The organism is Rummeliibacillus sp. NPDC094406 (genome assembly GCF_044763875.1).
In the GTDB taxonomy this organism is placed as follows: domain Bacteria; phylum Bacillota; class Bacilli; order Bacillales_A; family Planococcaceae; genus Rummeliibacillus.
Genome location: NZ_JBIWGZ010000009.1, coordinates 1 through 21,989 on the forward strand (window position 1 = coordinate 1; position 21,989 = coordinate 21,989).

Annotated in this window: 36 protein-coding genes; 3 read left to right on the top strand and 33 right to left on the bottom strand. The window is 37.9% G+C overall.

All coding sequences use genetic code 11. The features are described 5' to 3' along the window. Window positions 1–433 precede the first annotated feature (433 nt). Window positions 434–1,066: a hypothetical protein gene (locus ACIQ4I_RS18485; RefSeq protein WP_403098711.1), complete on the top strand. Its 633-nt coding sequence runs from the start codon at window positions 434–436 to the stop codon at window positions 1,064–1,066. A 146-nt stretch (window positions 1,067–1,212) separates the two neighbouring features. Here ACIQ4I_RS18485 and ACIQ4I_RS18490 read toward each other — a convergent pair whose 3' ends face one another. Continuing rightward, on the bottom strand, window positions 1,213–1,947 hold the full coding sequence (locus ACIQ4I_RS18490) for a KinB-signaling pathway activation protein (protein ID WP_403098714.1): 735 nt from the start codon (window positions 1,945–1,947) through the stop codon (window positions 1,213–1,215). A 146-nt stretch (window positions 1,948–2,093) separates the two neighbouring features. On the opposite strand from ACIQ4I_RS18490, the gene gerD reads away from it, so the two are divergent. Further along, window positions 2,094–2,696, top strand: coding sequence for a spore germination lipoprotein GerD (gene gerD, locus ACIQ4I_RS18495; protein WP_403098716.1), 603 nt, complete (start codon window positions 2,094–2,096; stop codon window positions 2,694–2,696). 99 nt (window positions 2,697–2,795) lie between these two features. Here the strand turns inward: gerD and ACIQ4I_RS18500 are convergent, their stop codons facing one another. Together ACIQ4I_RS18500 and cwlD are read right to left on the bottom strand one after the other, a co-directional pair. Next, the gene (locus ACIQ4I_RS18500) at window positions 2,796–3,857 is read right to left on the bottom strand and encodes an Mrp/NBP35 family ATP-binding protein (RefSeq protein WP_403098719.1); all 1,062 of its coding nucleotides are present in this window, start codon (window positions 3,855–3,857) and stop codon (window positions 2,796–2,798) included. Between the two features lie 72 nt (window positions 3,858–3,929). Then, complete coding sequence (gene cwlD, locus ACIQ4I_RS18505) at window positions 3,930–4,643, bottom strand: N-acetylmuramoyl-L-alanine amidase CwlD (RefSeq protein WP_403098722.1); 714 nt, start codon at window positions 4,641–4,643, stop codon at window positions 3,930–3,932. A gap of 415 nt (window positions 4,644–5,058) precedes the next feature. Here cwlD and ACIQ4I_RS18510 point away from each other — a divergent pair, with 415 nt between their 5' ends. Beyond that, the gene (locus ACIQ4I_RS18510; RefSeq protein ID WP_403098725.1) at window positions 5,059–5,649 is read left to right on the top strand and encodes an undecaprenyl-diphosphatase; all 591 of its coding nucleotides are present in this window, start codon (window positions 5,059–5,061) and stop codon (window positions 5,647–5,649) included. A gap of 187 nt (window positions 5,650–5,836) precedes the next feature. On the opposite strand, the gene rpsI is transcribed toward ACIQ4I_RS18510, so the two are convergent. The 30 genes from rpsI to rpsS all read right to left on the bottom strand — a co-directional run bounded on the left by rpsI (window position 5,837) and on the right by rpsS (window position 21,972). After that, window positions 5,837–6,229, bottom strand: coding sequence for a 30S ribosomal protein S9 (gene rpsI / locus ACIQ4I_RS18515; protein ID WP_403098728.1), 393 nt, complete (start codon window positions 6,227–6,229; stop codon window positions 5,837–5,839). 21 nt (window positions 6,230–6,250) lie between these two features. Further along, entirely contained in the window at window positions 6,251–6,688 is a 438-nt protein-coding gene (gene rplM / locus ACIQ4I_RS18520) for a 50S ribosomal protein L13 (protein ID WP_403098730.1), read from the bottom strand. Window positions 6,689–6,867: 179 nt separating this feature from the next. Continuing rightward, complete coding sequence (gene truA / locus ACIQ4I_RS18525) at window positions 6,868–7,617, bottom strand: tRNA pseudouridine(38-40) synthase TruA (RefSeq protein WP_403098733.1); 750 nt, start codon at window positions 7,615–7,617, stop codon at window positions 6,868–6,870. A 23-nt stretch (window positions 7,618–7,640) separates the two neighbouring features. Further along, the gene (locus tag ACIQ4I_RS18530) at window positions 7,641–8,438 is read right to left on the bottom strand and encodes an energy-coupling factor transporter transmembrane component T family protein (protein WP_403098736.1); all 798 of its coding nucleotides are present in this window, start codon (window positions 8,436–8,438) and stop codon (window positions 7,641–7,643) included. Beyond that, on the bottom strand, window positions 8,435–9,307 hold the full coding sequence (locus ACIQ4I_RS18535) for an energy-coupling factor ABC transporter ATP-binding protein (protein WP_403098739.1): 873 nt from the start codon (window positions 9,305–9,307) through the stop codon (window positions 8,435–8,437). Before ACIQ4I_RS18535 ends, ACIQ4I_RS18530 begins: the two co-directional genes overlap by 4 nt. Further along, a complete protein-coding gene (locus ACIQ4I_RS18540) occupies window positions 9,283–10,128 on the bottom strand; it encodes an energy-coupling factor ABC transporter ATP-binding protein (protein ID WP_403098742.1) in 846 nt (281 codons plus the stop codon). Before ACIQ4I_RS18540 ends, ACIQ4I_RS18535 begins: the two co-directional genes overlap by 25 nt. 392 nt (window positions 10,129–10,520) lie before the next feature. Beyond that, window positions 10,521–10,901 (bottom strand): 50S ribosomal protein L17, encoded by a 381-nt coding sequence (gene rplQ / locus ACIQ4I_RS18545; RefSeq protein ID WP_403098743.1) that lies wholly within the window; start codon window positions 10,899–10,901, stop codon window positions 10,521–10,523. 51 nt (window positions 10,902–10,952) lie between these two features. Further along, window positions 10,953–11,897 (bottom strand): DNA-directed RNA polymerase subunit alpha, encoded by a 945-nt coding sequence (locus tag ACIQ4I_RS18550; protein ID WP_397536560.1) that lies wholly within the window; start codon window positions 11,895–11,897, stop codon window positions 10,953–10,955. A 134-nt stretch (window positions 11,898–12,031) separates the two neighbouring features. After that, complete coding sequence (gene rpsK / locus ACIQ4I_RS18555) at window positions 12,032–12,421, bottom strand: 30S ribosomal protein S11 (RefSeq protein ID WP_053997247.1); 390 nt, start codon at window positions 12,419–12,421, stop codon at window positions 12,032–12,034. A 25-nt stretch (window positions 12,422–12,446) separates the two neighbouring features. Further along, window positions 12,447–12,812 carry a 30S ribosomal protein S13 gene (rpsM, locus tag ACIQ4I_RS18560; RefSeq protein ID WP_102693564.1) on the bottom strand — a complete coding sequence of 122 codons (366 nt, stop codon included), beginning with the start codon at window positions 12,810–12,812 and terminating at the stop codon, window positions 12,447–12,449. Window positions 12,813–12,836: 24 nt separating this feature from the next. Then, window positions 12,837–12,950 carry a 50S ribosomal protein L36 gene (gene rpmJ / locus ACIQ4I_RS18565; protein ID WP_000868344.1) on the bottom strand — a complete coding sequence of 38 codons (114 nt, stop codon included), beginning with the start codon at window positions 12,948–12,950 and terminating at the stop codon, window positions 12,837–12,839. A 37-nt stretch (window positions 12,951–12,987) separates the two neighbouring features. After that, entirely contained in the window at window positions 12,988–13,206 is a 219-nt protein-coding gene (infA, locus tag ACIQ4I_RS18570; RefSeq protein WP_038179110.1) for a translation initiation factor IF-1, read from the bottom strand. 429 nt (window positions 13,207–13,635) lie between these two features. Beyond that, a complete protein-coding gene (locus ACIQ4I_RS18575) occupies window positions 13,636–14,289 on the bottom strand; it encodes an adenylate kinase (RefSeq protein ID WP_403098751.1) in 654 nt (217 codons plus the stop codon). A 65-nt stretch (window positions 14,290–14,354) separates the two neighbouring features. Continuing rightward, complete coding sequence (secY, locus tag ACIQ4I_RS18580) at window positions 14,355–15,641, bottom strand: preprotein translocase subunit SecY (RefSeq protein ID WP_403098754.1); 1,287 nt, start codon at window positions 15,639–15,641, stop codon at window positions 14,355–14,357. Continuing rightward, complete coding sequence (rplO, locus tag ACIQ4I_RS18585) at window positions 15,641–16,081, bottom strand: 50S ribosomal protein L15 (protein ID WP_403098756.1); 441 nt, start codon at window positions 16,079–16,081, stop codon at window positions 15,641–15,643. Before rplO ends, secY begins: the two co-directional genes overlap by 1 nt. 32 nt (window positions 16,082–16,113) lie before the next feature. Beyond that, a complete protein-coding gene (gene rpmD / locus ACIQ4I_RS18590; protein WP_403098758.1) occupies window positions 16,114–16,296 on the bottom strand; it encodes a 50S ribosomal protein L30 in 183 nt (60 codons plus the stop codon). A gap of 14 nt (window positions 16,297–16,310) precedes the next feature. After that, window positions 16,311–16,814: a 30S ribosomal protein S5 gene (gene rpsE / locus ACIQ4I_RS18595; RefSeq protein ID WP_403098760.1), complete on the bottom strand. Its 504-nt coding sequence runs from the start codon at window positions 16,812–16,814 to the stop codon at window positions 16,311–16,313. Window positions 16,815–16,835: 21 nt separating this feature from the next. Continuing rightward, complete coding sequence (gene rplR, locus ACIQ4I_RS18600; protein WP_403098762.1) at window positions 16,836–17,195, bottom strand: 50S ribosomal protein L18; 360 nt, start codon at window positions 17,193–17,195, stop codon at window positions 16,836–16,838. 33 nt (window positions 17,196–17,228) lie between these two features. Beyond that, a complete protein-coding gene (gene rplF, locus ACIQ4I_RS18605) occupies window positions 17,229–17,768 on the bottom strand; it encodes a 50S ribosomal protein L6 (protein WP_403098764.1) in 540 nt (179 codons plus the stop codon). 32 nt (window positions 17,769–17,800) lie between these two features. Further along, entirely contained in the window at window positions 17,801–18,199 is a 399-nt protein-coding gene (rpsH, locus tag ACIQ4I_RS18610) for a 30S ribosomal protein S8 (RefSeq protein ID WP_403098765.1), read from the bottom strand. A gap of 30 nt (window positions 18,200–18,229) precedes the next feature. After that, the gene (locus ACIQ4I_RS18615) at window positions 18,230–18,415 is read right to left on the bottom strand and encodes a type Z 30S ribosomal protein S14 (protein ID WP_068450148.1); all 186 of its coding nucleotides are present in this window, start codon (window positions 18,413–18,415) and stop codon (window positions 18,230–18,232) included. A gap of 17 nt (window positions 18,416–18,432) precedes the next feature. Beyond that, entirely contained in the window at window positions 18,433–18,972 is a 540-nt protein-coding gene (gene rplE / locus ACIQ4I_RS18620; protein ID WP_403098767.1) for a 50S ribosomal protein L5, read from the bottom strand. A gap of 26 nt (window positions 18,973–18,998) precedes the next feature. After that, the gene (gene rplX / locus ACIQ4I_RS18625) at window positions 18,999–19,310 is read right to left on the bottom strand and encodes a 50S ribosomal protein L24 (protein ID WP_397536570.1); all 312 of its coding nucleotides are present in this window, start codon (window positions 19,308–19,310) and stop codon (window positions 18,999–19,001) included. Window positions 19,311–19,345: 35 nt separating this feature from the next. Further along, window positions 19,346–19,714: a 50S ribosomal protein L14 gene (rplN, locus tag ACIQ4I_RS18630; protein ID WP_397536571.1), complete on the bottom strand. Its 369-nt coding sequence runs from the start codon at window positions 19,712–19,714 to the stop codon at window positions 19,346–19,348. A 40-nt stretch (window positions 19,715–19,754) separates the two neighbouring features. Continuing rightward, entirely contained in the window at window positions 19,755–20,018 is a 264-nt protein-coding gene (gene rpsQ / locus ACIQ4I_RS18635; protein WP_403098769.1) for a 30S ribosomal protein S17, read from the bottom strand. Between the two features lie 20 nt (window positions 20,019–20,038). After that, the gene (rpmC, locus tag ACIQ4I_RS18640; RefSeq protein WP_403098771.1) at window positions 20,039–20,239 is read right to left on the bottom strand and encodes a 50S ribosomal protein L29; all 201 of its coding nucleotides are present in this window, start codon (window positions 20,237–20,239) and stop codon (window positions 20,039–20,041) included. Then, a complete protein-coding gene (gene rplP, locus ACIQ4I_RS18645; protein WP_403098773.1) occupies window positions 20,229–20,663 on the bottom strand; it encodes a 50S ribosomal protein L16 in 435 nt (144 codons plus the stop codon). The genes rpmC and rplP overlap by 11 nt, the downstream gene beginning before the upstream one ends. Before the next feature lies 1 nt (window position 20,664). Next, entirely contained in the window at window positions 20,665–21,321 is a 657-nt protein-coding gene (gene rpsC / locus ACIQ4I_RS18650) for a 30S ribosomal protein S3 (protein WP_403098776.1), read from the bottom strand. A gap of 3 nt (window positions 21,322–21,324) precedes the next feature. Continuing rightward, window positions 21,325–21,669, bottom strand: coding sequence for a 50S ribosomal protein L22 (gene rplV, locus ACIQ4I_RS18655; protein ID WP_403098778.1), 345 nt, complete (start codon window positions 21,667–21,669; stop codon window positions 21,325–21,327). A gap of 21 nt (window positions 21,670–21,690) precedes the next feature. Next, window positions 21,691–21,972 (bottom strand): 30S ribosomal protein S19, encoded by a 282-nt coding sequence (gene rpsS, locus ACIQ4I_RS18660; protein ID WP_403098780.1) that lies wholly within the window; start codon window positions 21,970–21,972, stop codon window positions 21,691–21,693. Window positions 21,973–21,989: the final 17 nt, after the last annotated feature.

A 21,989-nucleotide genomic window follows, 5' to 3' on the forward strand; every position in this document is an offset into this window, starting at 1 on the left:
TAGGCACGCCGCCAGCGTTCGTCCTGAGCCAGGATCAAACTCTCCATAAAAGTAAAGTTTGAAAGCTCATTAGCTTTGCTAGCGTATCATCTATAGAAAGATGATATCTATTGTTTGTCCTTGTCACTAACAGAAGTTAGTAAACAAAGTTTATTGATTAACGTCTTGCTTGTTCAGTTTTCAAGGTTCATATCTTGTCGTTATCTTAACGACTTATAAATCTTATCACATCCGATTTCTAAAGTCAATAACTTTTTTATCAGAAGTTTTAAGTCTTAATATGTTGTTTGTTTTCTCTTAACGAGTCAACGTTGATAACTATACGCTTCTTCTAAATAATTGTCAACACTTTATATTAAAAAAGTTTTAAAAGGTTGTTTGTAATCATATATATAGCCAGGAGGTGAGCATACTGATTAAAAGAATACTTATAATGACGGTTATTATGATGGCTTTATTGTTATTTTTAATACCTTCTAAAAATTCAATAGTAGAAGTTTTTCGTTTAACAGATGAACCAAATGTGATTACAAAAGGAAACTACGGTATTTCTTTAACGATAGATTTATCATATGCAGATGCAAAATTTATCGAATGGTTAAACGAAGCTAAAGTTCCATATCCATTATTAATGGTGGATACTGATTTATTAAAGAGATCCCCAACCCTTGTTAAAGTTATTCAATCTAAAAACATTCCAATAGGATTATTGGGGAAAAACAGTGATTTCTATGAGACCAACCCTTCACAGCTCGAAAGAGATATTAGCACTTTTAGTTCTATTATGAAGCGACCACCTCTTTGGTTTAGAACGAAGGACTATGTCTTTCTCCCAGAAGTTACAAGAGTTTTATGGAAGGAACAGATTAACATGCTAGCGGCATCTAAAATTCAAACGAGTAAAAGTGAATTGAAGCTCTCAAAAGGTGATATTGTGGCTATTCCTTACCACCAGGAAGAACGGTTACAACTAAAACAAATTGACCAACTTATAGAAAGGAACTCCTTTCAACCAATAGAGGAAACGATTTTTGGATACTCTATTAAAACGAAAAAAACCCCATAATAACGGAGGTATTCAAAGTCTACCTTTGGACTCCTCCATTCAAGGGTAAACGGAGAAGTAAAAGATATATATTAAATTTCGGCTAGTGAAAAAGGAGCAGTTTCATAAGTGTTTTGATTTCCACACCAATGAAGCTGCCCCTTTGATTATTTACGTTTTGTCTTTTTATTACTTTGGTTTTCTTCTTGTGTTTTTTTCACTTTAGTATTTTGGTCCTCTTGTTCACTACGTGCTTTACGACGTTCTTCTCGTTTTTTTATATCCTCAGCAGATTTTGCATTATATTTTGGTAGCTCCAGTAATTGGAATGCATTTACCGCAAGAATTGGGAATAATAATATCGTGATGTATTCATTACCACCAGCTGATCGTACCCAAAGTGCGATTAGCCATTCAATAACACTAACAAAAATCATAAAGAATAAGGAAGAAATCAGAATATGCTTTTTGCCAGTCATTTTCACTTTTTTAATTGCTGTTAAACTTGCTGCTACGATTAAAATGACTAATAACCCTATGTAAAGAAGCCAATCATTAGCGCTGTGCGCATATGGTTTGAAGCGGAATAAAATAACATCTATTAAAGCAACAATTATTAATAATATTTGTACCCAATTCCATAAAGTTAATGACCTGCAAATATTAACACCTATTTGATGCACTGTTAAGTAGGCAAAGTATCCCATTTGGCAAATCATACTCATTGTAAAACCAAGGAAGACAAACCATAGGAGTCCGCCAAATGCTTCTCCCCATTCACCATTTGAAAAATGTTGAGCATAAAAATCTCCCCAACGAACGATTATACTCATTAATCCGGTAACAACTCCACCAATTATGAGTGCTCTAAAAGCAAATTTAAACCAATTTCGTATCGTCACGACTAAAGGCCTCCGTTTTTTACAGATTCTTGTTTCATTCTAACAACCAATATCGAAAAAATCTATTTCTTCCCTCATTCCATACATATTCCACGAACAAATGTGAACAATAATTGAAACAACTTATGCAAAAGTGAGGGAAGTATATGTACAAAAAGGCGGTAATTTTTACTCTTCTATTCGTTATTCTATCTGGTTGCTCCTCTCCCGTACAACAAAATCAGTCCTATGATGATATAAAAAAATCCACTCTTGATGCATTGCAAACGGAAGAAGGGAAAAAAGTATTCCGAAAGCTGTTAGAGGATCCAGATATGCGTGATTTACTCGTATTGGAGCATGATGATGTCAAAAAAGCGGTACAGGAAACTTTAATGTCAAAAAAAGCAGAAGAATTTTGGAAAAAAGAATTTGAAGATCCTAAATTCCGCGAAACCTTTGCAAAAGGCATGAAAAAAGAACAAAAAGACTTGGCTAAAGATTTGATGAAAGATGCTTCTTTCCAAAAAGATTTAGAACAGTTCTTCTCACAACCCGATATGCAAAAGCAATTAGAAAAAGTTATGAAGTCCGCAAATTCTAAAAAGGAATTAGAAAAAGTCATTACAGAAGTAATTAATAGCCCACTACTACAAGAAAAATGGACGAAGCTTATTCAATCTGCAGGTGAAAAAACTTCAGGAGGGGAAACATCTAAAGGCGGCGGTGGTGGCGGCGGTGAAAACAAAGGAAAAAGCCAAGGAAAATAGGAACGGATCTTTTCCAAAACTATTACAGCACGACCTTTAACTAATTATAAAGGGATGTATCATTAGTGACTGTCTACACTTATGATACATCCCTCTTTGTTATTCTTTATTTAATTTATCAATCACACGTTGTGCAATTTCAAGATAAATTTGACCGTTGGAGTGGTTTTTGGCATATACAGATGGAGCAAAGTCAACTTCATTCCAATCTGGTTGTCCTAAAGGAATCTGTCCAAGTAAGTCTGTGCGTAATTCGTCAGCTAATTTAGGACCGCCGCCTTGACCAAATACATATTCGCGCTCTCCTGATACATCAGATTGGAACCATGACATGTTTTCAATAACACCTAAGATAGTATGTTCTGTTTTGATCGCCATTGCGCCTGCACGCGCTGCTACGAATGCTGCAGTTGGATGTGGAGTTGTCACAACGATCTCGTTAGACTCAGGTAGCATTTGATGAATATCAAGCGCTACATCCCCTGTACCTGGAGGTAAATCTAATAGTAAGTAATCAAGATCTCCCCAATCCACATCGCGGAAGAATTGATCTAACACTTTCCCAAGCATTGGTCCACGCCATACAACTGGTGCATTATTTTCTACAAAGAATCCCATAGAAATCATTTTCACACCAAAACGTTCGACTGGAATAATACGATTTTCTTCAATAACAGGCATTGTTTGTACACCCATCATATCCGGAACACTAAAACCATAGATGTCTGCATCAATTAAACCAACTTTTTTACCAAGGCGAGATAATGCAACCGCTAAGTTAACAGAAACGGTAGATTTACCTACGCCACCCTTACCAGATGCAATAGAAATAAATTTCACTTTATTTAATGGGGACAATAAATCTTGTGCTTCTGCACGAGTTGCCGTACCACGGAATTTTTCAATATCTTCGGATGAAAGTTCTGAGAATCGAATACCAACAGTTTTACATCCAGCACCCTTTAATACATTAACAATTTCCATTTGAAGAGAAAGTTGTTCCGGTGTATTTGTTTTCGCAATAGCGATTTTTACACTGACATGTTCCTTTTCCTCTTTAATTGAAACTTCAATAATGCCGCCTGTTTCAGTCAATGCTTTATGTAGAAAAGGATCTTTTAATTCTCCAACTAATTCTCGAACTTGTTGTTCATTAATCACTGTAGACACTCCTCTAATTATAATTTCGACTTTAGTATATCATAACGCTTACAAATAAGTATTGTGCGCTACTCATTCTACAATAGAATCTGAGTAACGCTCGATCCCATCTACGATTGCTTCAGCCATTTTTTGTTGATAATCAGGTGATGAAAGTAACTCCGCTTCTTGTGGATTACTTAGAAAACCTGTTTCTACAAGTACTGACGGCATTTTGACCTTCTTGAGTAAATAGACTTGCTTAATTGCTAATGCTTCACGATCGGTATTCTTGAGCTGTTCTTTAATAGACTCTTGAATCGCTTTAGCTAAAAGCTCACCGGCCGGATGGCCATCTTTATGATAAAACACTTGAGCGCCATGCCACTTTGATTCTGGAATGGCATTTGCATGAATACTGATGAAAAGATCTGGTTTTGCTTCATTAACCAATTTCTCTCTCAGAAAAATATCTTCTTTTTTTCTTTCTCTCAATGTTTGAAATTCAGCATTTGGTTGATGCTCAGCAATCACATCATCGTCTTTAGTACGCGTCATCACTACTTTTGCTCCCTTTTCCTTTAAGAGCTTTTCCACATTTTTTGAAATTGCTAGCGTAATATTTTTTTCAACAAGTTCTGATGTTGACGCACCACCATCAATTCCACCATGCCCAGCATCTAAGACAATTTTAACGCCACCTAAAGTTTCTGAAACAAAGAAGCCACGATTAGATGCTTTTGTTTCATATACAACTAAGAATATACAAGCTACTAATACTACACTCCATATAAGCCAACGCTTCAAGCACAGACACCACCTTTTTACACTAACATATGCCTGTGTAAGGGAGTATATGTCCTTTCCTATATTCAAAGTTGGTCAACAAAAACATTATTTAGCATTAAAACACTTTTAGATTTTGCCTTTTGAACAAAATACCCCCTATCCAACAATAGAAAAGAGGGTAAAAAAATTCTATTATTTTTTAAATCACGATCTAATAATTTTGATCAAACAATTTATAGTTAAAACTCCACCGTAGAATTCAGTATGTAGCATTCATATATTATTCCACTCCCTTTTTAATGGATTTTTAATAATATTTTTATTATATTTTTATTCATAAACTTTTTTCCTGTAGTATCCTGAAATAGTGACAACTTAAATTACTTTAATTCGTCAATAATATAGAATTTATTTTGTGGAGGAATTAAAAATAATGAATTACGAGCTATTTCAACAAATCAATGGACTAGCCGGACACTCAAAAATTTTGGATGATTTAATGATATTCCTTTCGAGTAGTGTCCCTTATGTGGTAGTCCTTTTATTACTTTACCTTTGGTTTATAGGAAATAAACAAAAAGGTATCGAAATAAGATATACAGCATTATATGCTGTTTTTTCTTCAGCAATTGCATTATTCATTAATGTAATTATTCATATGGTCTATTATCACCCGCGTCCATTTGTAGCACACCATGTACACAAATTAGTACCGCATGCTGCAGATTCTTCTTTCGTAAGTGATCATGCAATATTAGTATTTGCTATTGCATGGACATTGCTTTTACGAAATACCCGTGGGAAATATATTGTTTTACTGTGGGCTACAATGGTTGGACTTTCACGTGTTTATGTTGGCGTTCATTACCCATTTGACGTGATAGGAAGTATAGTACTTTCATTTGCAACAAGTAGTCTAGTCATTTATTTTTCAAACAAATTGGAACCTCTAGTACAATTACTATTCCGCGTTTACCATCGTATCAACAAGTTTGAAAAGAACAATAAAGAGATATATAGATAGAAAAATAATACTTATAAGCAAATTAAAAGTGACCGTAAAAAAATACGGTCACTTTTTTAGTTTAATTAAAAAATATATCTAGGAAATACGTTTACATAGGTTATGTTTTAACTTTCTATCATAACATTTCAAGGTTACAAAAAAGACCCCCAACCATATCGGTTGAGAGCCTTGGAAACGCCAATAATTAACGTTTTGAGAACTGAGGTGCACGACGAGCGCCGCGTAGACCTGGTTTTTTACGTTCTTTCATACGAGGGTCACGAGTAAGTAGACCTGCTGATTTAAGTGCTGGACGGAAATCAGGGTCAACTGTTAGTAACGCACGAGCGATACCATGACGGATTGCGCCTGCTTGACCTGTGAAACCACCACCGTTTACGTTTACGTAAATATCGTAGCTACCTAGAGTTTCAGTTGCTACTAATGGTTGTTTAATAACTTCGCGTAAAGATGCGAATGGGACGTAGTTTTCAACGTCGCGGTTGTTGATAACGATTTTGCCTTCGCCTGGTACTAAACGTACGCGGGCAGTTGAGCTTTTACGACGACCAGTGCCGATATATTGAACTTGTGCCAAGGTTGTATCCTCCTCTAATTATTATCCGCGAAGCTCGTAAGCTTCAGGTTTTTGTGCAGCATGTGGGTGTTCAGAACCAGTGTAAACATGTAGTTTGTTGAACATTTGACGACCTAAAGAGTTCTTAGGAAGCATGCCTTTAATTGCTAATTCCAACATTTGAGTTGGATATTTTTCTTTCATTTCGCCAGCTGTGCGAGTTTTTAAACCGCCAGCAAATTGAGTGTGGCGGTAGTAAATTTTGCCTTTTAATTTGTTACCTGTTAACTCAATTTTTTCTGCGTTGACGATGATTACGTGATCACCTGTATCAACGTTTGGTGTATAGATTGCTTTATGTTTACCACGTAAAATAGCAGCTACTTCAGAAGCTAAGCGACCAAGAGTTTGGCCTTCAGCGTCTACAACTAACCATTTACGTTCTACTTCGTGACCTTTAGCCATGAATGTTGTACGCATTTTAGTATCCTCCTACAATTATCAAATTGTTTCTATTACTCTGTTCCAATTGTTTTCTTTATCCTCAAAAGCTAAGATTCGGGGCTTATCTTGTGGGGTAATGAAAATACCATATGTCATCTTACAACATATAGCAATGTAAGTCAAGCATTTCGAGAAAAACACCTGGAAAAGTTGCTTCAATCTTCATAATGCACATTTTCAAGGTATAAACCTTGTGGTGACGCAGTTTTACCTGCATTTCCTCTGTCTAAAGATGCAATAATTTCAGCCAACTCGCATGGCTGACGTTTAGCAATCCCTACTTCCCAAAGTGTTCCTGCAATGATACGCACCATATTGTATAAAAAGCCATTTCCTTCAATCACCATATTCAGTTCTTCTCCGTGCCACTCGAATGCTAAAAAAGAGACTGTACGAACTTTATCTTGCACACTTGTATTTGCTGCGCAAAAACATGAAAAATCATGAGTTCCCAGAATGTACTGTGCTGCTTCCTCCATTGCTTTAACATCTGGCTTCACCCCATTGGTGGGTGTTGCATAAAAACGTCTAAAAGGGTTCTGTACATCTTCACATGACCAAATATAGCGATACCTCTTGCCATGGACACTATAGCGAGCATGGAAATCATCAGATACTTCCTCTATATTCACAACACGAATATCTCGTGGCAATTGAACGTTTAATGCTCGTGCATAACGATCAAGAGGAATAGACAATGTTGTGTCAAAGTGGATAACCTGTCCTGTTGCATGGACCCTGGCATCTGTTCGACCACTTGCTGTCACATGGACAATCTCACCTTTATGCATTTTTGTAAGTACCTTTTCAATTTCCTGTTGTACAGTTCTTTGTTTGGGCTGTACTTGGTATCCCGAAAAATTGGTACCATCATATGCGATGGTGGCTTTCATTCTTCTTTTCATCGTTATGCAATCTCCTATTTCTATTAACTACGCAAATATACTAATACAATTGTCATCGCTACAATGGAAAGAAGAGCTATCGTGTCTCCTATACTCCATTTTAATTGACGATAACGAGTTCTTCCTTCTCCACCGCGATACCCACGAACTTCCATAGCTATTGCTAAATCTTCTGCTCGTTTAAAAGCACTTACAAATAACGGAACTAATAATGGAACAACTGCTTTTATTCGCTCTTTAATTGTGCCTGTTGTAATATCAGAACCTCTTGCCATTTGTGCCTTCATAATCTTGTCTGTTTCATCCATTAATGTTGGGATAAAGCGTAATGAAATGGACATCATTAACGCTAATTCATGTACAGGTAGTTTTAACTTTTTCAGCGGATTTAACAACACTTCCATCCCATCCGTAATAGAAATAGGAGAAGTAGTTAATGTTAAGATGGATGTCACAAACACCAATACTAAAAAACGAACGGAAATATAAATTCCTTGTCTTAGCCCTTCTTCGTGAATATGGATAAACTTCCACTCATATAGTATGGGTCCTTCTTTTGTAAAGAATATATGCAATAAAAAAGTAAATACCATCAATATTAAAACTGGCTTTAAACCATTAATCAAAAAGTACATTTTAATGCGTGACATCAATATTATTAGTAATGTGAATACTAAGAGAGCAATGTATGAAGGCGTATTATTAGCCAAAAACACAACAATGATAAACGCAAATACAAATACCAGCTTAGAACGTGGATCCAATCTATGAACAAATGAATCCCCTGGAATGAAACGACCGAAAATCATTTTATCCATCATTGGTGATCACGCTCCTCTCGCAACACTTGCGCAATCACCTTTACCAACTCTTCTTCTGTTAAACAAAGCTTTGGAAGCTTACGACCAATTTTCTGTTCAAGTTGGTTTTGAAAATGAACAATATGAGGTACTTCCAAACGAAAGCTAGCTAATTTATCAGCATCACTAAAAATTTCTTGTGGTGTGCCGGTTAGTACACAACGTCCTTCATGCATAATTGCTATGTGATCAGCATACCGTGCAGCATCCTCCATGCTATGTGTTACCAGAATTGTCGTTAAATTACGTTCTTTGTGTAATTGATAAAATAAATCCATAATTTCTTTACGGCCTCTAGGATCCAGCCCTGCTGTTGGTTCATCTAAAACTATCACTTCAGGTTCCATTGCTAATACACCAGCAATAGCTACGCGACGCATTTGCCCACCTGATAAGTCAAAAGGGGATTTCTCAAGTACTGTTTCAGGAAGTCCTACTAACTTCGTTAATGTATGTGCACGTTCAATGGACTCTTCCTCCGATACACCAAAATTCATGGGCCCAAAGATGATATCTTTTATTACCGTTTCTTCAAACAATTGATGTTCAGGAAATTGAAAAACAATACCCACTTTTTGACGTACTAAACGTAAATCCTTTACTTTCTTACCTGCAGTTATGGTTTTATTGCCAATACGTATGGCTCCTTCTGTAGGCTTTAATAATGCATTTAAATGTTGCAAGATTGTTGATTTACCTGAACCAGTGTGTCCGATGATGGCTTGATAACTACCTGAAGGAATAGCTAAATCTACATCAAATAACGCTCTTTTTTCAAAAGGTGTTCCAGGTGCATATGCAAAACTTACTTTTTGAAGTTCGATGTCCATAGATCATTCACCAACTGTTCTTCTGTCATGTATTCACCTAGAAGTTGTACACCTTCTGCTTGTAAAAGCTTTGTAAGCTTCATCGCAAATGGCAAATCCAATCCAAGTTCAACTAATTGATCGCCTAATGCAAAAATTTCAGATGGAGTTCCTTCAGCAAACTTTTTCCCACCATTCATAAACAATAAACGATCAGCCATAATTGCTTCTTCTAAATCATGTGTAATCGATAAAACGGTTAACCCGGTTTCCTCACGTAGGGCTCTTACAATCGAAAGTACCTCTTGACGCCCTTGAGGATCAAGCATGGATGTTGCTTCATCTAAAATAAGTAAACGTGGTTGTAATGCAAGTGCTCCTGCTATAGCAACACGTTGTTTTTGTCCACCTGATAAATGCTGAGGCTCATGATTTAAAAAGCCGTCCATTTTTACTTGTTGCAAGGCATCATGAACACGCTTGACCATTTCCTCGTGAGGAACACCGTTATTTTCTAAAGCAAATGCTACATCATCTTGTACTGTAGCACCTACAAATTGGTTATCTGGATTTTGGAAAACCATTCCGATTTGAGAACGAGCTTCCCATAAATTTTCTTCGTTTAATGTTTGCCCCATAACTTGCACATTCCCTTTTTGAGGAAAAAGCAAACCGTTAATTAGGCGGGCAATGGTTGATTTACCTGAACCATTATGACCTACAATTGCAATCCATTCGCCCTCTTCAACCTTAAAAGAAACATCTTCCACTGCATTTTTTACTGCGGGCTCATCAGGTGCATATGTGAATGTCACATTATTCAGTGATAAGATTTCATGCATGTGTTTAAACTCCTCTCACTAGACTATACTAAGCTCTGCTCTTCTATAACTTACACTGTTTTATGTATGATTACTAGTTGGAATTAGTTTTTATTAAAAAAATACGACTTTTCCCATTATGGCAAAAGTCGAATCTAAGAATTACTATCAAAATGAAATAAAAAAGCGCGCACCCCATTCAGAGAAATGCGCATAATTGGATATCTCCCGTTCTAAGGCTGCTCAGACCTTAAACGTGAATGGGGTGCGTAGAGCTAAACGAGACAGCACAATGTCCGCTCATCATAACGCTCAGCTTTTAAATTTGTCGTATAAATCTTCATTTTTTGAAAAAAAGAGGGTGTAAGTTCAAATTGTTGTGAACAAGTACACCCTCCCCCGCATCGTTATAATTAAACTAATTCAATTACAACTACAGGCGCACCGTCACCACGGCGAGGTCCAATTTTCATAATGCGAGTATAACCGCCTTGACGGTCAGCGTAGCGTGGTGCTACATCATCAAACAATTTTTGAAGTGCAAAAACTGTTGATTCATTACCTTCAGCATCAGTTGAAGTTGCTACTTCACGACGGATAAATGCTGCAGCTTTACGACGAGCGTGTAAGTCACCGCGTTTACCTAGAGTAATCATTTTTTCAACTACTGAGCGTAATTCTTTCGCACGAGTTTCTGTTGTTTCAATGCGTTCGTTAATGATTAAGTCTGTTGCTAAATCACGTAACATCGCTTTACGTTGAGAACTTGTACGTCCAAGTTTTCTGTAACCCATGGATGTTTCCCTCCTTCGTTCAATTACTGATCATACTTATTTTAAAATCGCTTAGTCTTCTTCTCGTAACCCTAAACCAAGCTCTTCTAACTTCGCTTTTACTTCTTCTAATGATTTACGTCCTAAGTTACGTACTTTCATCATATCGTCTTCAGACTTGTTAGCAAGTTCAAGAACAGTATTGATGCCTGCACGTTTTAGGCAGTTGTAAGAACGAACAGAAAGATCTAGTTCTTCAATAGTCATCTCTAGAACTTTTTCTTTTTGATCTTCTTCTTTTTCAACCATGATTTCAGCAGTTTTTGCTTCATCAGTTAAACCAACGAAGATATTTAAGTGCTCGGTTAAAATCTTAGCTCCGAGCGAAATCGCCTCTTTAGGACCGATGCTGCCATCTGTCCACACATCTAGTGAAAGCTTATCGTAATCAGAAGATTGTCCAACACGAGTACCTTCAACTGTGTAGTTGACGCGTGAAACTGGAGTGTAAATAGAGTCGATCGGGATCACGCCGATAGGAAGATCCTCACGTTTGTTTTGATCAGCTGGAGTGTATCCACGTCCACGTTGCGCATACATACGCATACGAAGATGACCATTTTTAGCAACAGTTGCAATGTATAGATCTGGGTTTAATACTTCTACGTCACTGTCATGCGTAATATCCGCAGCAGTTACAACCCCGTCACCTTTAAAATCAATTTCAATGACTTTTTCTTCATCAGAATAGATTTTTAAAGCTAGCTTTTTAATGTTCAAAATAATTGATGCAACATCTTCTACAACGCCTTCAATAGTAGAGAATTCGTGTAGTACGCCGTCAATTTGGATTGAGGTTACAGCAGCTCCTGGTAAAGAAGACAGAAGGATACGACGTAGTGAATTACCCAAAGTAGTCCCATACCCACGTTCAAGTGGTTCTACAACAAACTTGCCGTATTTTAAATCATCACTGATCTCAACGGTTTCAATCTTTGGTTTTTCAATTTCGATCATTCAATTTACCCTCCTTCAAAACATCGAATATATGGTATTAATTCCATCATAAAATCGAATGTCAATCAATCATAAAGATTGTTATTCTGTTTGTGTATAAAAAGTGTACTCAATACATAAGAGAGTTGCAACTATTATACACGACGACGTTTTGGTGGGCGGCAACCATTATGAGGAACTGGAGTTACATCTTTGATAGCTGTAACTTCTAAACCTGCAGCTTGAAGTGCACGGATAGCAGCTTCACGACCTGCACCAGGACCTTTAACAGTTACTTCTAAAGTTTTTAAACCATGTTCTAGAGATGCTTTAGCAGCAGTTTCAGCAGCCATTTGTGCAGCGAATGGTGTAGATTTACGTGAACCTCTGAAACCTAGCGCACCAGCTGAAGACCATGAAACAGCATTACCTTGCATGTCAGTGATGGTTACAATTGTATTATTAAATGTAGAACGAATGTGTGCAATACCAGCTTCGATATTTTTTTTCACACGACGTTTACGAGTTTGTTGTTTACGTGCCATGTTAAGAAGAAACCTCCTTTACCTATTATTTTTTCTTGTTAGCTACAGTTTTACGAGGACCTTTACGCGTACGCGCATTGTTTTTAGAATTTTGTCCACGAACTGGTAAGCCACGACGGTGACGAATACCGCGGAATGAACCGATTTCCATTAGACGTTTGATGTTAAGTGAAGTTTCGCGACGTAAGTCACCTTCAACTTTGTATTTATCTAATTGTTCACGGATTTTGTTTAGTTCGTCTTCAGTTAAGTCACGAACTCGAGTATCTTCTGAAACACCAGCGTCAGCAAGAACTTTCTTAGCTGTAGTGTTACCGATACCGAAAATGTATGTTAATGAAATTACAACGCGTTTTTCGCGTGGAATGTCAACACCAGCAATACGTGCCATGTACGATGTGCACCTCCTTGGGAATTATCCTTGTTTTTGTTTGTGTTTAGGATTTTCACAGATTACCATTACTTTACCGCGTCGGCGAATAACTTTACATTTTTCGCAGATCGGTTTCACAGATGGTCTCACTTTCATCTAACCTAACCTCCTTAGTGGTCCGGAGTGCAAAAGATTATTTAAAACGGTATGTGATACGACCGCGAGTTAAGTCATATGGAGATAACTCAATTGTTACTTTATCTCCAGGTAAGATGCGAATAAAGTGCATACGAATTTTGCCCGATACGTGAGCAAGAACTGTATGACCATTTTCTAATTCTACCTTAAACATCGCGTTTGGCAAAGTTTCAACAACCGTGCCTTCGATTTCAATTACATCGTCTTTCGCCATCGACCCTGTCTCCCTTCTATATGCAATTCAGGTTCTTTTCGTCAAATTCTTTCGGAATTTGCTGCAAGAGTAAGTTACATGCCTCAACATATGTTTGGATTGTATGAGAGATGTTCGAAAGACGCTCATCAGGCTTCGCTTCTCGAACCAAGATTTATGTGCCAGGTTATACCTGTATCTCACACGCTCCCCGGCTATCCTAGATGAGATCCTGCATACCCGTTTACACAGATACTTTTCCACGAAACCCATTATACCCTTTCAGAATAAAGATTGCATCAAAGATAAATGGTATCCTACAAAAGATACAAATTATTCATCAGTGTATAGACCGGGTACAATATGCTTTTGCAGCTCTCGAAAATAACTTTCCGCTATGCGCCACCACATACTCCCGCGGTTGCAGATATCTGCGCCCTTGATCGGGTATTAGTTGCGGTTGCCTTTTAATAGAGCATCAACATCAGCAAATACATCATTGATATCTTGCTGACCATTAATGTTAGTTAAAACATTTTTCTTATTGTAAAAGTCAAGTAATGGTTGAGATTGCTTGATATTTACTTCCAGACGGTTAGTGACCGTTTCCGGATTATCGTCTGCTCTTTGATAAAGTTCTCCTCCATCTTTATCACATTTCGCTTCCTCTTTTGGAGGATTGAAAACTAAATGATAAGAAGAGCCACATACTTTACAGATACGACGACCTGTTAAACGTTTAATCAATTCTTCTTGTTCTACTTCGATATTCACAACGTGTTCTACTTTTTTGCCAAGACCAGATAGAATACCATCCAATTCTTCAGCTTGAGTAGTAGTACGTGGGAAGCCATCTAGTAAGAATCCTTGATCACAATCAGGTTGGCTTAAACGTTCACGAACGATGCCAATCGTTACTTCATCAGGTACCAAAGCACCTTTATCGATATACGATTTAGCTTTAAGCCCTAATTCCGTACCGTTTTTCATAGCTGCACGGAACATATCGCCTGTAGAAATATGAGGGATATCGTACTTCTCAACAATTTTGTCTGCTTGAGTACCTTTACCAGCACCAGGCAAACCCATTAAAACGATATTCATACGGAGTGCCCCCAATATTAGTATGAAGGTTTTTAGGAACGAATACCGTTCCAAAAAACCAACTTTTACTTCATGAAACCTTTATAGTGTCGTTTTACAAGTTGTGATTCTAATTGTTTCATCGTTTCTAGCGCAACGCTAACTACGATTAGTAAACTAGTACCGCCAATTTGTGCAGATGATGGTAGATTTGCAATATTGATAAACAAAATTGGAAGAACTGCCACTACTGACAAGAAAATAGACCCTACAAATGTTAAGCGATATAAAACAGTAGTTAAATAATCTTGAGTGTTTTTACCAGGACGAATCCCCGGAATATATGCACCTTGTTTTTTCAGATTATCTGCAACTTTTTCTGGATTTACTTGAACAAACGCATAGAAATACGCAAACGCTATAATTAACGCTACGTATAAGATCATCCCAATTGGTTGACCATAATCAAACGTTTTTTCAATAAATCGTGTTACTTTATTATCTTCAAAGAAAGTAGCAATCGTTCTTGGAGTTACAAGAAATGCAACAGCAAAGATTACTGGAATAACCCCGGCAGAGTTAACTTTCAATGGAAGATGAGATTGTTGTGCTCCACGTTGTGCTCCAGAGCCTTTTGCATATTGAATTGGAATTTTACGATTCGCTTGTTGAACGTAAATAACACCAACTACAATTGCTAAAGCCGCTAATGCAATTACGACAAGCATGATAATGTTGATGAATAATTGGTCACCAGCATTTTCAAACTGTTGAGCATAAATTTGGTTCACTGTATTTGGTAATGCAGCAACGATCCCAGCGAAGATAATAATGGAAATACCATTTCCAACACCTTTTTCTGTAATCTGTTCGCCTAGCCATAATAAAAATGCTGTACCAGCAGTTAACACGATTGCAATTGTTAAGTAAGTCAATACTCCTTCTTCTTTAATCAATGAACCGCCGTACATACGGTTAAAACCGTAAGACATAGCGATTGATTGAATAAAAGCAAGGACAATTGCAAAGTAACGTGTAAATTGGGAAATTTTACGTCGCCCAACTTCACCTTGTTTTGACCACTCAGTGAACTTTTTCACAACATCCATTTGTAACAGTTGAACAATAATTGATGCAGTAATGTAAGGCATAATTCCCATCGCAAAAATAGAGAAGTTCTTAAGAGCTCCACCGCCAAAAGTATTCAAGAAACCAACCAAGCTATATTGATCAGTCTGTTGTAATACTTCAGCATCTACATTTGGTACTGGAACGAATGATCCTAATCGGAAAACCACCAACATCAAAAGGGTGAAAATGATTTTATTTCTAATATCTCTCACGCGCATAAAGTTAGAGATTGTTCGAAACATTAAATCACCTCAATGTTTCCGCCGGCATTTTCAATTGCTGCTTTAGCAGACGCAGAGAATTTATGAGCTTTTACAGAAAGCTTTTTATCAAGAGAACCGTTACCTAGAACTTTGATACCTGCTTTTTCTTTACCCACAACGCCAGTTTCAACAAGTAAAGCTGGTGTAACTTCTGTGCCTTCTTCAAAACGATTTAACGCATCAAGATTTACGATAGCGTATTCTTTGCGGTTAATGTTAGTGAAGCCACGTTTTGGTAAACGACGGAAAAGTGGGTTTTGACCACCTTCAAATCCAGGGCGAACGCCGCCGCCTGAACGTGAATTTTGACCTTTATGACCTCTACCAGAAGTTTTACCGTTACCAGTCGCAATACCACGACCAACACGGTTACGTTCTTTACGTGAACCAGTAGCTGGTTCTAACTCATGAAGTTTCATTAGATGGCACCTCCTTGTTATTAAATTTAAAATTATTTTTCAGTAACTGTTACTAAATGAGCAACTTTAGCGATCGCACCGCGAATAGCTACGTTGTCAGCATGTTCAACAGTTTGTTGCATTTTACGTAAACCTAATGCTTCAATAGTTTTACGTTGTGCTGGTTTAGCACCAATAATACTTTTAGTGAGGGTAATTTCTAGTTTATTTGACATGTTATTTCCCTCCCTTAACCTAATAATTCTTCTACTGATTTACCACGAAGTTTTGCAACTTCTTCAGCTTGTTTTAATTCAGATAAACCTTTAATAGTTGCACGCACCATGTTAATTGGTGTGTTTGAACCTAAAGATTTTGAAAGAATATCAGAAATACCAGCAAGTTCAAGTACGGCACGTACTGGACCACCAGCGATAACACCTGTACCAGGAGCAGCAGGTTTGATCAAGATATTTCCTGCACCAAAGTTTCCAACTACTAAGTGAGGTGTAGTACCACCAACACGTGGAACTTCGATAAGGTTTTTCTTCGCATCTTCTACAGCTTTACGAATAGCATCAGGTACTTCTTGAGCTTTACCTGTACCAAAACCTACATGGCCATTACGATCTCCGACTACAACTAATGCAGTGAAGCGGAAACGACGTCCACCTTTTACAACTTTAGCAACGCGGTTGATAGTAACAACGCGTTCTTCAAGTTCTAGATTGTTTGCGTCAAAATTAAGACCCATGATAAGTGTACCTCCTTCTTATTAAAATTCTAAACCGTTTTCGCGAGCAGCTTCAGCTAAAGCTTTTACGCGTCCATGATATAAGTAACCACCGCGGTCAAATACAACAGCTTTGATATTTTTTTCCGCAGCAAGTTTAGCGATTGTTTCACCAATTTTTGTAGCAGCTTCCACATTGCTTGCAGTGCCTTCAAAATCTTTATCCATAGTTGAAGCTGAAGCAAGTGTTACGCCTTGAGTATCGTCAATAAGTTGAGCGTAGATGTGTTTATTTGAACGGTATACATTTAAACGTGGACGTTGTGTAGTACCTGAAATTTTAGCACGTACGCGAGCATGACGTTTTTTACGAACTTGATTTTTATCTTGTTTCGTAATCACAAAGGGTCACTCCTTTCTAATGCTTAGGCAGCATTATTTACCTGTTTTACCTTCTTTACGACGAACGAATTCGCCTTCATAACGGATCCCTTTACCTTTATAAGGTTCTGGTGGGCGTACGTCACGGATGTTTGAAGCAAGAGCTCCAACTTTTTCTTTTGAAATACCTTTAACAATAACTTTAGTGTTAGAAGGTACTTCGACTTCTAAACCATCTTCTGGTGTGAATTCAACTGGGTGAGAGTAACCAACGTTCAATACAAGTTTTTTACCTTGCATTTGAGCACGATAACCAACCCCAACTAATTCTAGAGTTTTAGCGAATCCTTCAGATACACCTGTTACCATGTTAGCAAGCAAAGCACGAGTAGTACCGTGGTTTGTACGGTGTTCTTTAGATTCAGAAGGACGTGTTAAAGTGATCACATTACCTTCTTGTTCGATTTTAATATCTTTGTTAAAAGCACGAACTAATTCGCCTTTTGGTCCTTTTACAGTTGCTACGTTATCAGCACTTACTGAAACAGTAACGCCTGCAGGTACCTCGATTGGCTTTTTACCTATACGAGACATTTAATGTTGCACCTCCATTCTTTTGTTGCTAATTACCAAACGTATGCTAGAACTTCGCCGCCAACTTTTTTAGCGCGAGCTTCTTTGTCTGTTAATAAACCTTGTGAAGTTGATACTAAAGCGATACCTAGTCCGTTCAACACTTTAGGTACTTCATCAGTTTTAGCGTAAACACGTAAACCTGGTTTAGAAATACGTTTTAAACCTGTGATAACGCGTTCGTTATTTTGACCGTATTTTAAGAAGATACGGATAATACCTTGTTTGTCATCTTCAACATATTCAACGTCACGAATGAAACCTTCACGCTTAAGAATTTCAGCGATTTCTTTTTTAATATTAGAACCTGGAAGCTCTAATTTTTCGTGACGGACCATGTTAGCATTACGAATGCGTGTAAGCATATCTGCAATTGGATCTGTCATAGTCATTACAATTTACCTCCTTCCCAATTTAGGGGATTACCAGCTGGCTTTTTTGACGCCAGGAATTTGTCCCTTATAAGCAAGTTCACGGAAACAAATACGGCAAAGTTTAAATTTACGGTATACAGAATGTGGACGGCCACAGCGTTCACAGCGAGTATATTCTTGAACTTTGAACTTTGAACCACGTTGTTGTTTAATGATCATTGATTTTTTAGCCACGTTCTCGCCTCCCTATATTATTTTTGGAATGGCATACCGAATTGTGTTAACAACTCGCGAGCTTCTTCATCAGAGTTCGCAGTAGTAACGATAACGATATCCATACCGCGTACTTTAGAAACTTTATCATAGTCGATTTCAGGGAAAATTAATTGTTCTTTTACACCAAGAGTATAGTTACCGCGACCATCGAATGCTTTTTTAGAAACACCACGGAAGTCACGTACACGTGGAAGAGAAATAGAAATCAATTTGTCCAAGAAGTCATACATACGTTCACCACGTAATGTAACTTTTGTGCCGATTGGCATACCTTCACGAAGACGGAAGCCAGCAATAGATTTTTTAGCTTTAGTAATAACTGGTTTTTGACCAGTGATTAATGTTAATTCTTCTACAGCTGTGTCAAGAACTTTAGAGTTTTGAACTGCATCACCAACACCCATGTTGATAACGATTTTTTCAACTTTTGGTACTTGCATAGTTGAAGTGTATTCGAATTTGCTCATAAGAGCTGAAGAAACTTCATTTACATATTTTTCTTTTAGGCGGTTCATGTTAGTACCTCCCTTCTCTTTTAAACTTATTTATCGATTACTGCACCTGATTTTTTTGCTACACGAACTTTTTTGCCATCTTCTTCTTTATAACCTACGCGAGTCGGCTCGCCAGATTTAGGATCGATAAGCATTACGTTCGAAACGTGAATTGCTGCCTCTTGGCTGACAATTCCACCTTGTGGATTAAGTTGGTTAGGTTTTACGTGTTTTTTAACGATGTTTACACCTTCAACTAACACGCGATCTTTTTTAGGAAAAGCAGCTAGGATCACTCCTGTTTTGCCTTTGTCTTTACCTGTAATAACCATTACTTTGTCGCCTTTTTTAACATGCATTCTGTCGCACCTCCTTGATTGGCACTTTCATGTAATTAAAGAACTTCCGGAGCTAATGAAACGATTTTCATAAAGCTGTTGTCACGTAATTCACGTGCAACTGGTCCGAAAATACGTGTTCCGCGTGGTGATTTATCATCTTTAATGATTACACATGCGTTTTCATCAAATTTGATGTAAGTACCGTCTTTACGACGAACACCGCTTTTAGTACGAACGATAACAGCTTTAACTACTTCGCCCTTCTTAACAACGCCACCTGGTGTTGCTTTCTTGACTGTACAAACAATAACATCACCGATGTTAGCAGTTTTACGTCCAGAACCACCAAGTACTTTAATAGTTAGAACTTCTTTCGCACCTGAGTTGTCGGCAACTTTCAAACGACTTTCTTGTTGAATCACTTAGGTTACCTCCCTTCGGACTATGTTGTTCCGAATTTTATTAGATAATAACCGCTTTTTCTACAACTTCAACTAAACGGAAGCGTTTAGTAGCTGATAGCGGACGAGTTTCCATAATGCGTACGATATCTCCAACTTTAGCTACGTTGTTTTCATCATGCGCTTTGAACTTTTTAGAGTACTTTACACGTTTACCATAAAGCGAATGCTTTTTATAAGTTTCAACCAAAACAGTGACTGTTTTGTCCATTTTGTCTGAAACTACGCGGCCTGTGTAAACTTTGCGTTGGTTACGCTCAGTCATGCTTGCAAACCTCCTCTTTATCAGTTATTTGCACTGATTTCTCTTTCGCGAATCACAGTTTTCATTCGCGCAATCGCTTTGCGTACTTCACGAATGCGAGCTGTGTTTTCTAATTGACCAGTCGCCAATTGGAAGCGAAGGTTGAAAAGCTCTTCTTTCAGTGATTTTACTTTTACTTCGATTTCTACAGTTGTAAGTTCACGGATATCATTAGCTTTCATTAGATTCACCACCAATTTCTTCACGTTTAACAATCTTACATTTAACAGGCAATTTATGAGCTGCTAAACGAAGTGCTTCACGAGCGATTTCTTCAGAAACGCCACCGATTTCAAACATAATTCTTCCTGGTTTTACTACGGCTACCCAACCTTCAGGAGCACCTTTCCCTGAACCCATACGCACTTCAAGAGGCTTTTTAGTGTATGGTTTGTGTGGGAAGATTTTAATCCAAACTTTACCGCCACGTTTTGTATAACGAGTCATAGCAATACGTGCAGCTTCGATTTGACGGTTAGTGATCCAGCTAGCTTCTATTGATTGTAAACCAAATTCACCAAATGTTACTTGTGTGCCGCCTTTCGCTTCACCACGCATTTTGCCACGGTGTACACGACGATATTTAACGCGTTTTGGCAATAACATATTATTTGCCTCCTTCCTCAGAGTTCTTCTTAACTGGAAGGACTTCACCGCGGTAGATCCATACTTTAACACCTAATTTACCATAAGTAGTGTCAGCTTCTGCATGAGCATAATCAATGTCAGCGCGAAGAGTATGAAGCGGAACAGTTCCTTCACTGTAGTGTTCAGCACGAGCGATATCAGCGCCACCTAGACGACCAGATACTTGAGTTTTAATACCTTTAGCACCTGAACGAATTGTACGTTGAATTGCTTGTTTTTGTGCACGACGGAATGATACACGGTTTTCTAATTGGCGAGCAATATTTTCAGCTACCAATTTAGCATCAAGATCAGCACGTTTGATTTCAACGATGTTGATGTGTACGCGTTTACCAGTCATTTCGTTAAGGTTTTTACGAAGTGATTCAACTTCAGTACCGCCTTTACCGATAACCATACCTGGTTTCGCAGTGCTAATTGTGATGTTGACTTTATTTGCAGCACGTTCGATTTCAACTTTAGAAACCGATGCTTCTTTTAATCTAGTTTCAATGAATTTACGAACTTTAATGTCTTCGTGAAGTAATGTAGCATAGTCTTTTTCTGCGTACCATCTAGATTCCCAGTCACGAATGACACCGACACGTAATCCTATTGGATGTACTTTTTGTCCCACGTATTATCCCTCCTTCTTCTCAGATACCACGATTGTAATGTGGCTTGTACGTTTGTTAATTGCGCTTGCACGTCCTTGAGCACGTGGACGGAAACGTTTCAACGTTGCACCTTCGTCAACGAATACTTCTGAAATTACTAAGTTGTTAACGTCTAAATCATAATTGTGTTCAGCGTTAGCGACTGCAGATTTTAACACTTTTTCTACTACAGGAGACGCTGCTCTTGGAGTATTGCGTAAAATTGCAACTGCTTCGCCTACTTGCTTGCCTCGGATTAAATCAACTACTAAGCGGACTTTACGAGGAGCAATTCGAACTGTGCGAGCAATAGCTTTAGCTTGTTGCATCAGGATTTACCTCCCCTCAAATTAGCGTACTGAAGTTTTCTTATCATCTGCACCATGACCTTTGAAAGTACGAGTTGGTGCAAATTCGCCTAGTTTATGACCTACCATATCTTCAGTCACGTATACAGGCACGTGTTTACGTCCATCATATACAGCGATTGTTAAACCGATAAAATTCGGGAAGATTGTAGAGCGGCGAGACCAAGTTTTGATCACTTGTTTTTTTTCTGAATCTTGTTGAGCGTCCACTTTTTTCATTAAGTGTTCGTCAACAAAAGGTCCTTTTTTCAAGCTACGACCCATTTTGGAACCTCCCTCCG

What these genes read in the sequence shown, in the direction of transcription:
- gerD (WP_403098716.1), top strand. Translation starts at nt 2,094, where the DNA reads ATGTACAAAAAGGCGGTAATTTTTACTCTTCTATTCGTTATTCTATCT.
- ACIQ4I_RS18550 (WP_397536560.1), bottom strand. Translation starts at nt 11,897, where the DNA reads ATGATCGAAATTGAAAAACCAAAGATTGAAACCGTTGAGATCAGTGAT.
- rpsQ (WP_403098769.1), bottom strand. Translation starts at nt 20,018, where the DNA reads ATGACTGAGCGTAACCAACGCAAAGTTTACACAGGCCGCGTAGTTTCA.
- rplE (WP_403098767.1), bottom strand. Translation starts at nt 18,972, where the DNA reads ATGAACCGCCTAAAAGAAAAATATGTAAATGAAGTTTCTTCAGCTCTT.
- rpsH (WP_403098765.1), bottom strand. Translation starts at nt 18,199, where the DNA reads ATGACTATGACAGATCCAATTGCAGATATGCTTACACGCATTCGTAAT.
- rplQ (WP_403098743.1), bottom strand. Translation starts at nt 10,901, where the DNA reads ATGGGTTACAGAAAACTTGGACGTACAAGTTCTCAACGTAAAGCGATG.
- ACIQ4I_RS18535 (WP_403098739.1), bottom strand. Translation starts at nt 9,307, where the DNA reads ATGGACATCGAACTTCAAAAAGTAAGTTTTGCATATGCACCTGGAACA.
- rpsE (WP_403098760.1), bottom strand. Translation starts at nt 16,814, where the DNA reads ATGGGTCTTAATTTTGACGCAAACAATCTAGAACTTGAAGAACGCGTT.
- rpsM (WP_102693564.1), bottom strand. Translation starts at nt 12,812, where the DNA reads ATGGCACGTATTGCTGGTGTTGACATTCCACGCGAAAAACGCGTTGTA.
- rpsK (WP_053997247.1), bottom strand. Translation starts at nt 12,421, where the DNA reads ATGGCACGTAAACAACAAACTCGTAAACGTCGTGTGAAAAAAAATATC.
- infA (WP_038179110.1), bottom strand. Translation starts at nt 13,206, where the DNA reads ATGGCGAAAGACGATGTAATTGAAATCGAAGGCACGGTTGTTGAAACT.
- rplP (WP_403098773.1), bottom strand. Translation starts at nt 20,663, where the DNA reads ATGTTATTGCCAAAACGCGTTAAATATCGTCGTGTACACCGTGGCAAA.
- rpmC (WP_403098771.1), bottom strand. Translation starts at nt 20,239, where the DNA reads ATGAAAGCTAATGATATCCGTGAACTTACAACTGTAGAAATCGAAGTA.
- rplO (WP_403098756.1), bottom strand. Translation starts at nt 16,081, where the DNA reads ATGAAACTTCATGAGTTAGAACCAGCTACTGGTTCACGTAAAGAACGT.
- ACIQ4I_RS18540 (WP_403098742.1), bottom strand. Translation starts at nt 10,128, where the DNA reads ATGCATGAAATCTTATCACTGAATAATGTGACATTCACATATGCACCT.
- ACIQ4I_RS18510 (WP_403098725.1), top strand. Translation starts at nt 5,059, where the DNA reads ATGAATTACGAGCTATTTCAACAAATCAATGGACTAGCCGGACACTCA.
- secY (WP_403098754.1), bottom strand. Translation starts at nt 15,641, where the DNA reads ATGTTTCGAACAATCTCTAACTTTATGCGCGTGAGAGATATTAGAAAT.
- rpsS (WP_403098780.1), bottom strand. Translation starts at nt 21,972, where the DNA reads ATGGGTCGTAGCTTGAAAAAAGGACCTTTTGTTGACGAACACTTAATG.
- ACIQ4I_RS18485 (WP_403098711.1), top strand. Translation starts at nt 434, where the DNA reads ATGACGGTTATTATGATGGCTTTATTGTTATTTTTAATACCTTCTAAA.
- rpmD (WP_403098758.1), bottom strand. Translation starts at nt 16,296, where the DNA reads ATGTCAAATAAACTAGAAATTACCCTCACTAAAAGTATTATTGGTGCT.
- ACIQ4I_RS18530 (WP_403098736.1), bottom strand. Translation starts at nt 8,438, where the DNA reads ATGATGGATAAAATGATTTTCGGTCGTTTCATTCCAGGGGATTCATTT.
- rplM (WP_403098730.1), bottom strand. Translation starts at nt 6,688, where the DNA reads ATGCGTACAACATTCATGGCTAAAGGTCACGAAGTAGAACGTAAATGG.
- rplV (WP_403098778.1), bottom strand. Translation starts at nt 21,669, where the DNA reads ATGCAACAAGCTAAAGCTATTGCTCGCACAGTTCGAATTGCTCCTCGT.
- rpmJ (WP_000868344.1), bottom strand. Translation starts at nt 12,950, where the DNA reads ATGAAAGTGAGACCATCTGTGAAACCGATCTGCGAAAAATGTAAAGTT.
- rplX (WP_397536570.1), bottom strand. Translation starts at nt 19,310, where the DNA reads ATGCATGTTAAAAAAGGCGACAAAGTAATGGTTATTACAGGTAAAGAC.
- ACIQ4I_RS18575 (WP_403098751.1), bottom strand. Translation starts at nt 14,289, where the DNA reads ATGAATATCGTTTTAATGGGTTTGCCTGGTGCTGGTAAAGGTACTCAA.
- rplF (WP_403098764.1), bottom strand. Translation starts at nt 17,768, where the DNA reads ATGTCTCGTATAGGTAAAAAGCCAATCGAGGTACCTGCAGGCGTTACT.
- truA (WP_403098733.1), bottom strand. Translation starts at nt 7,617, where the DNA reads ATGAAAAGAAGAATGAAAGCCACCATCGCATATGATGGTACCAATTTT.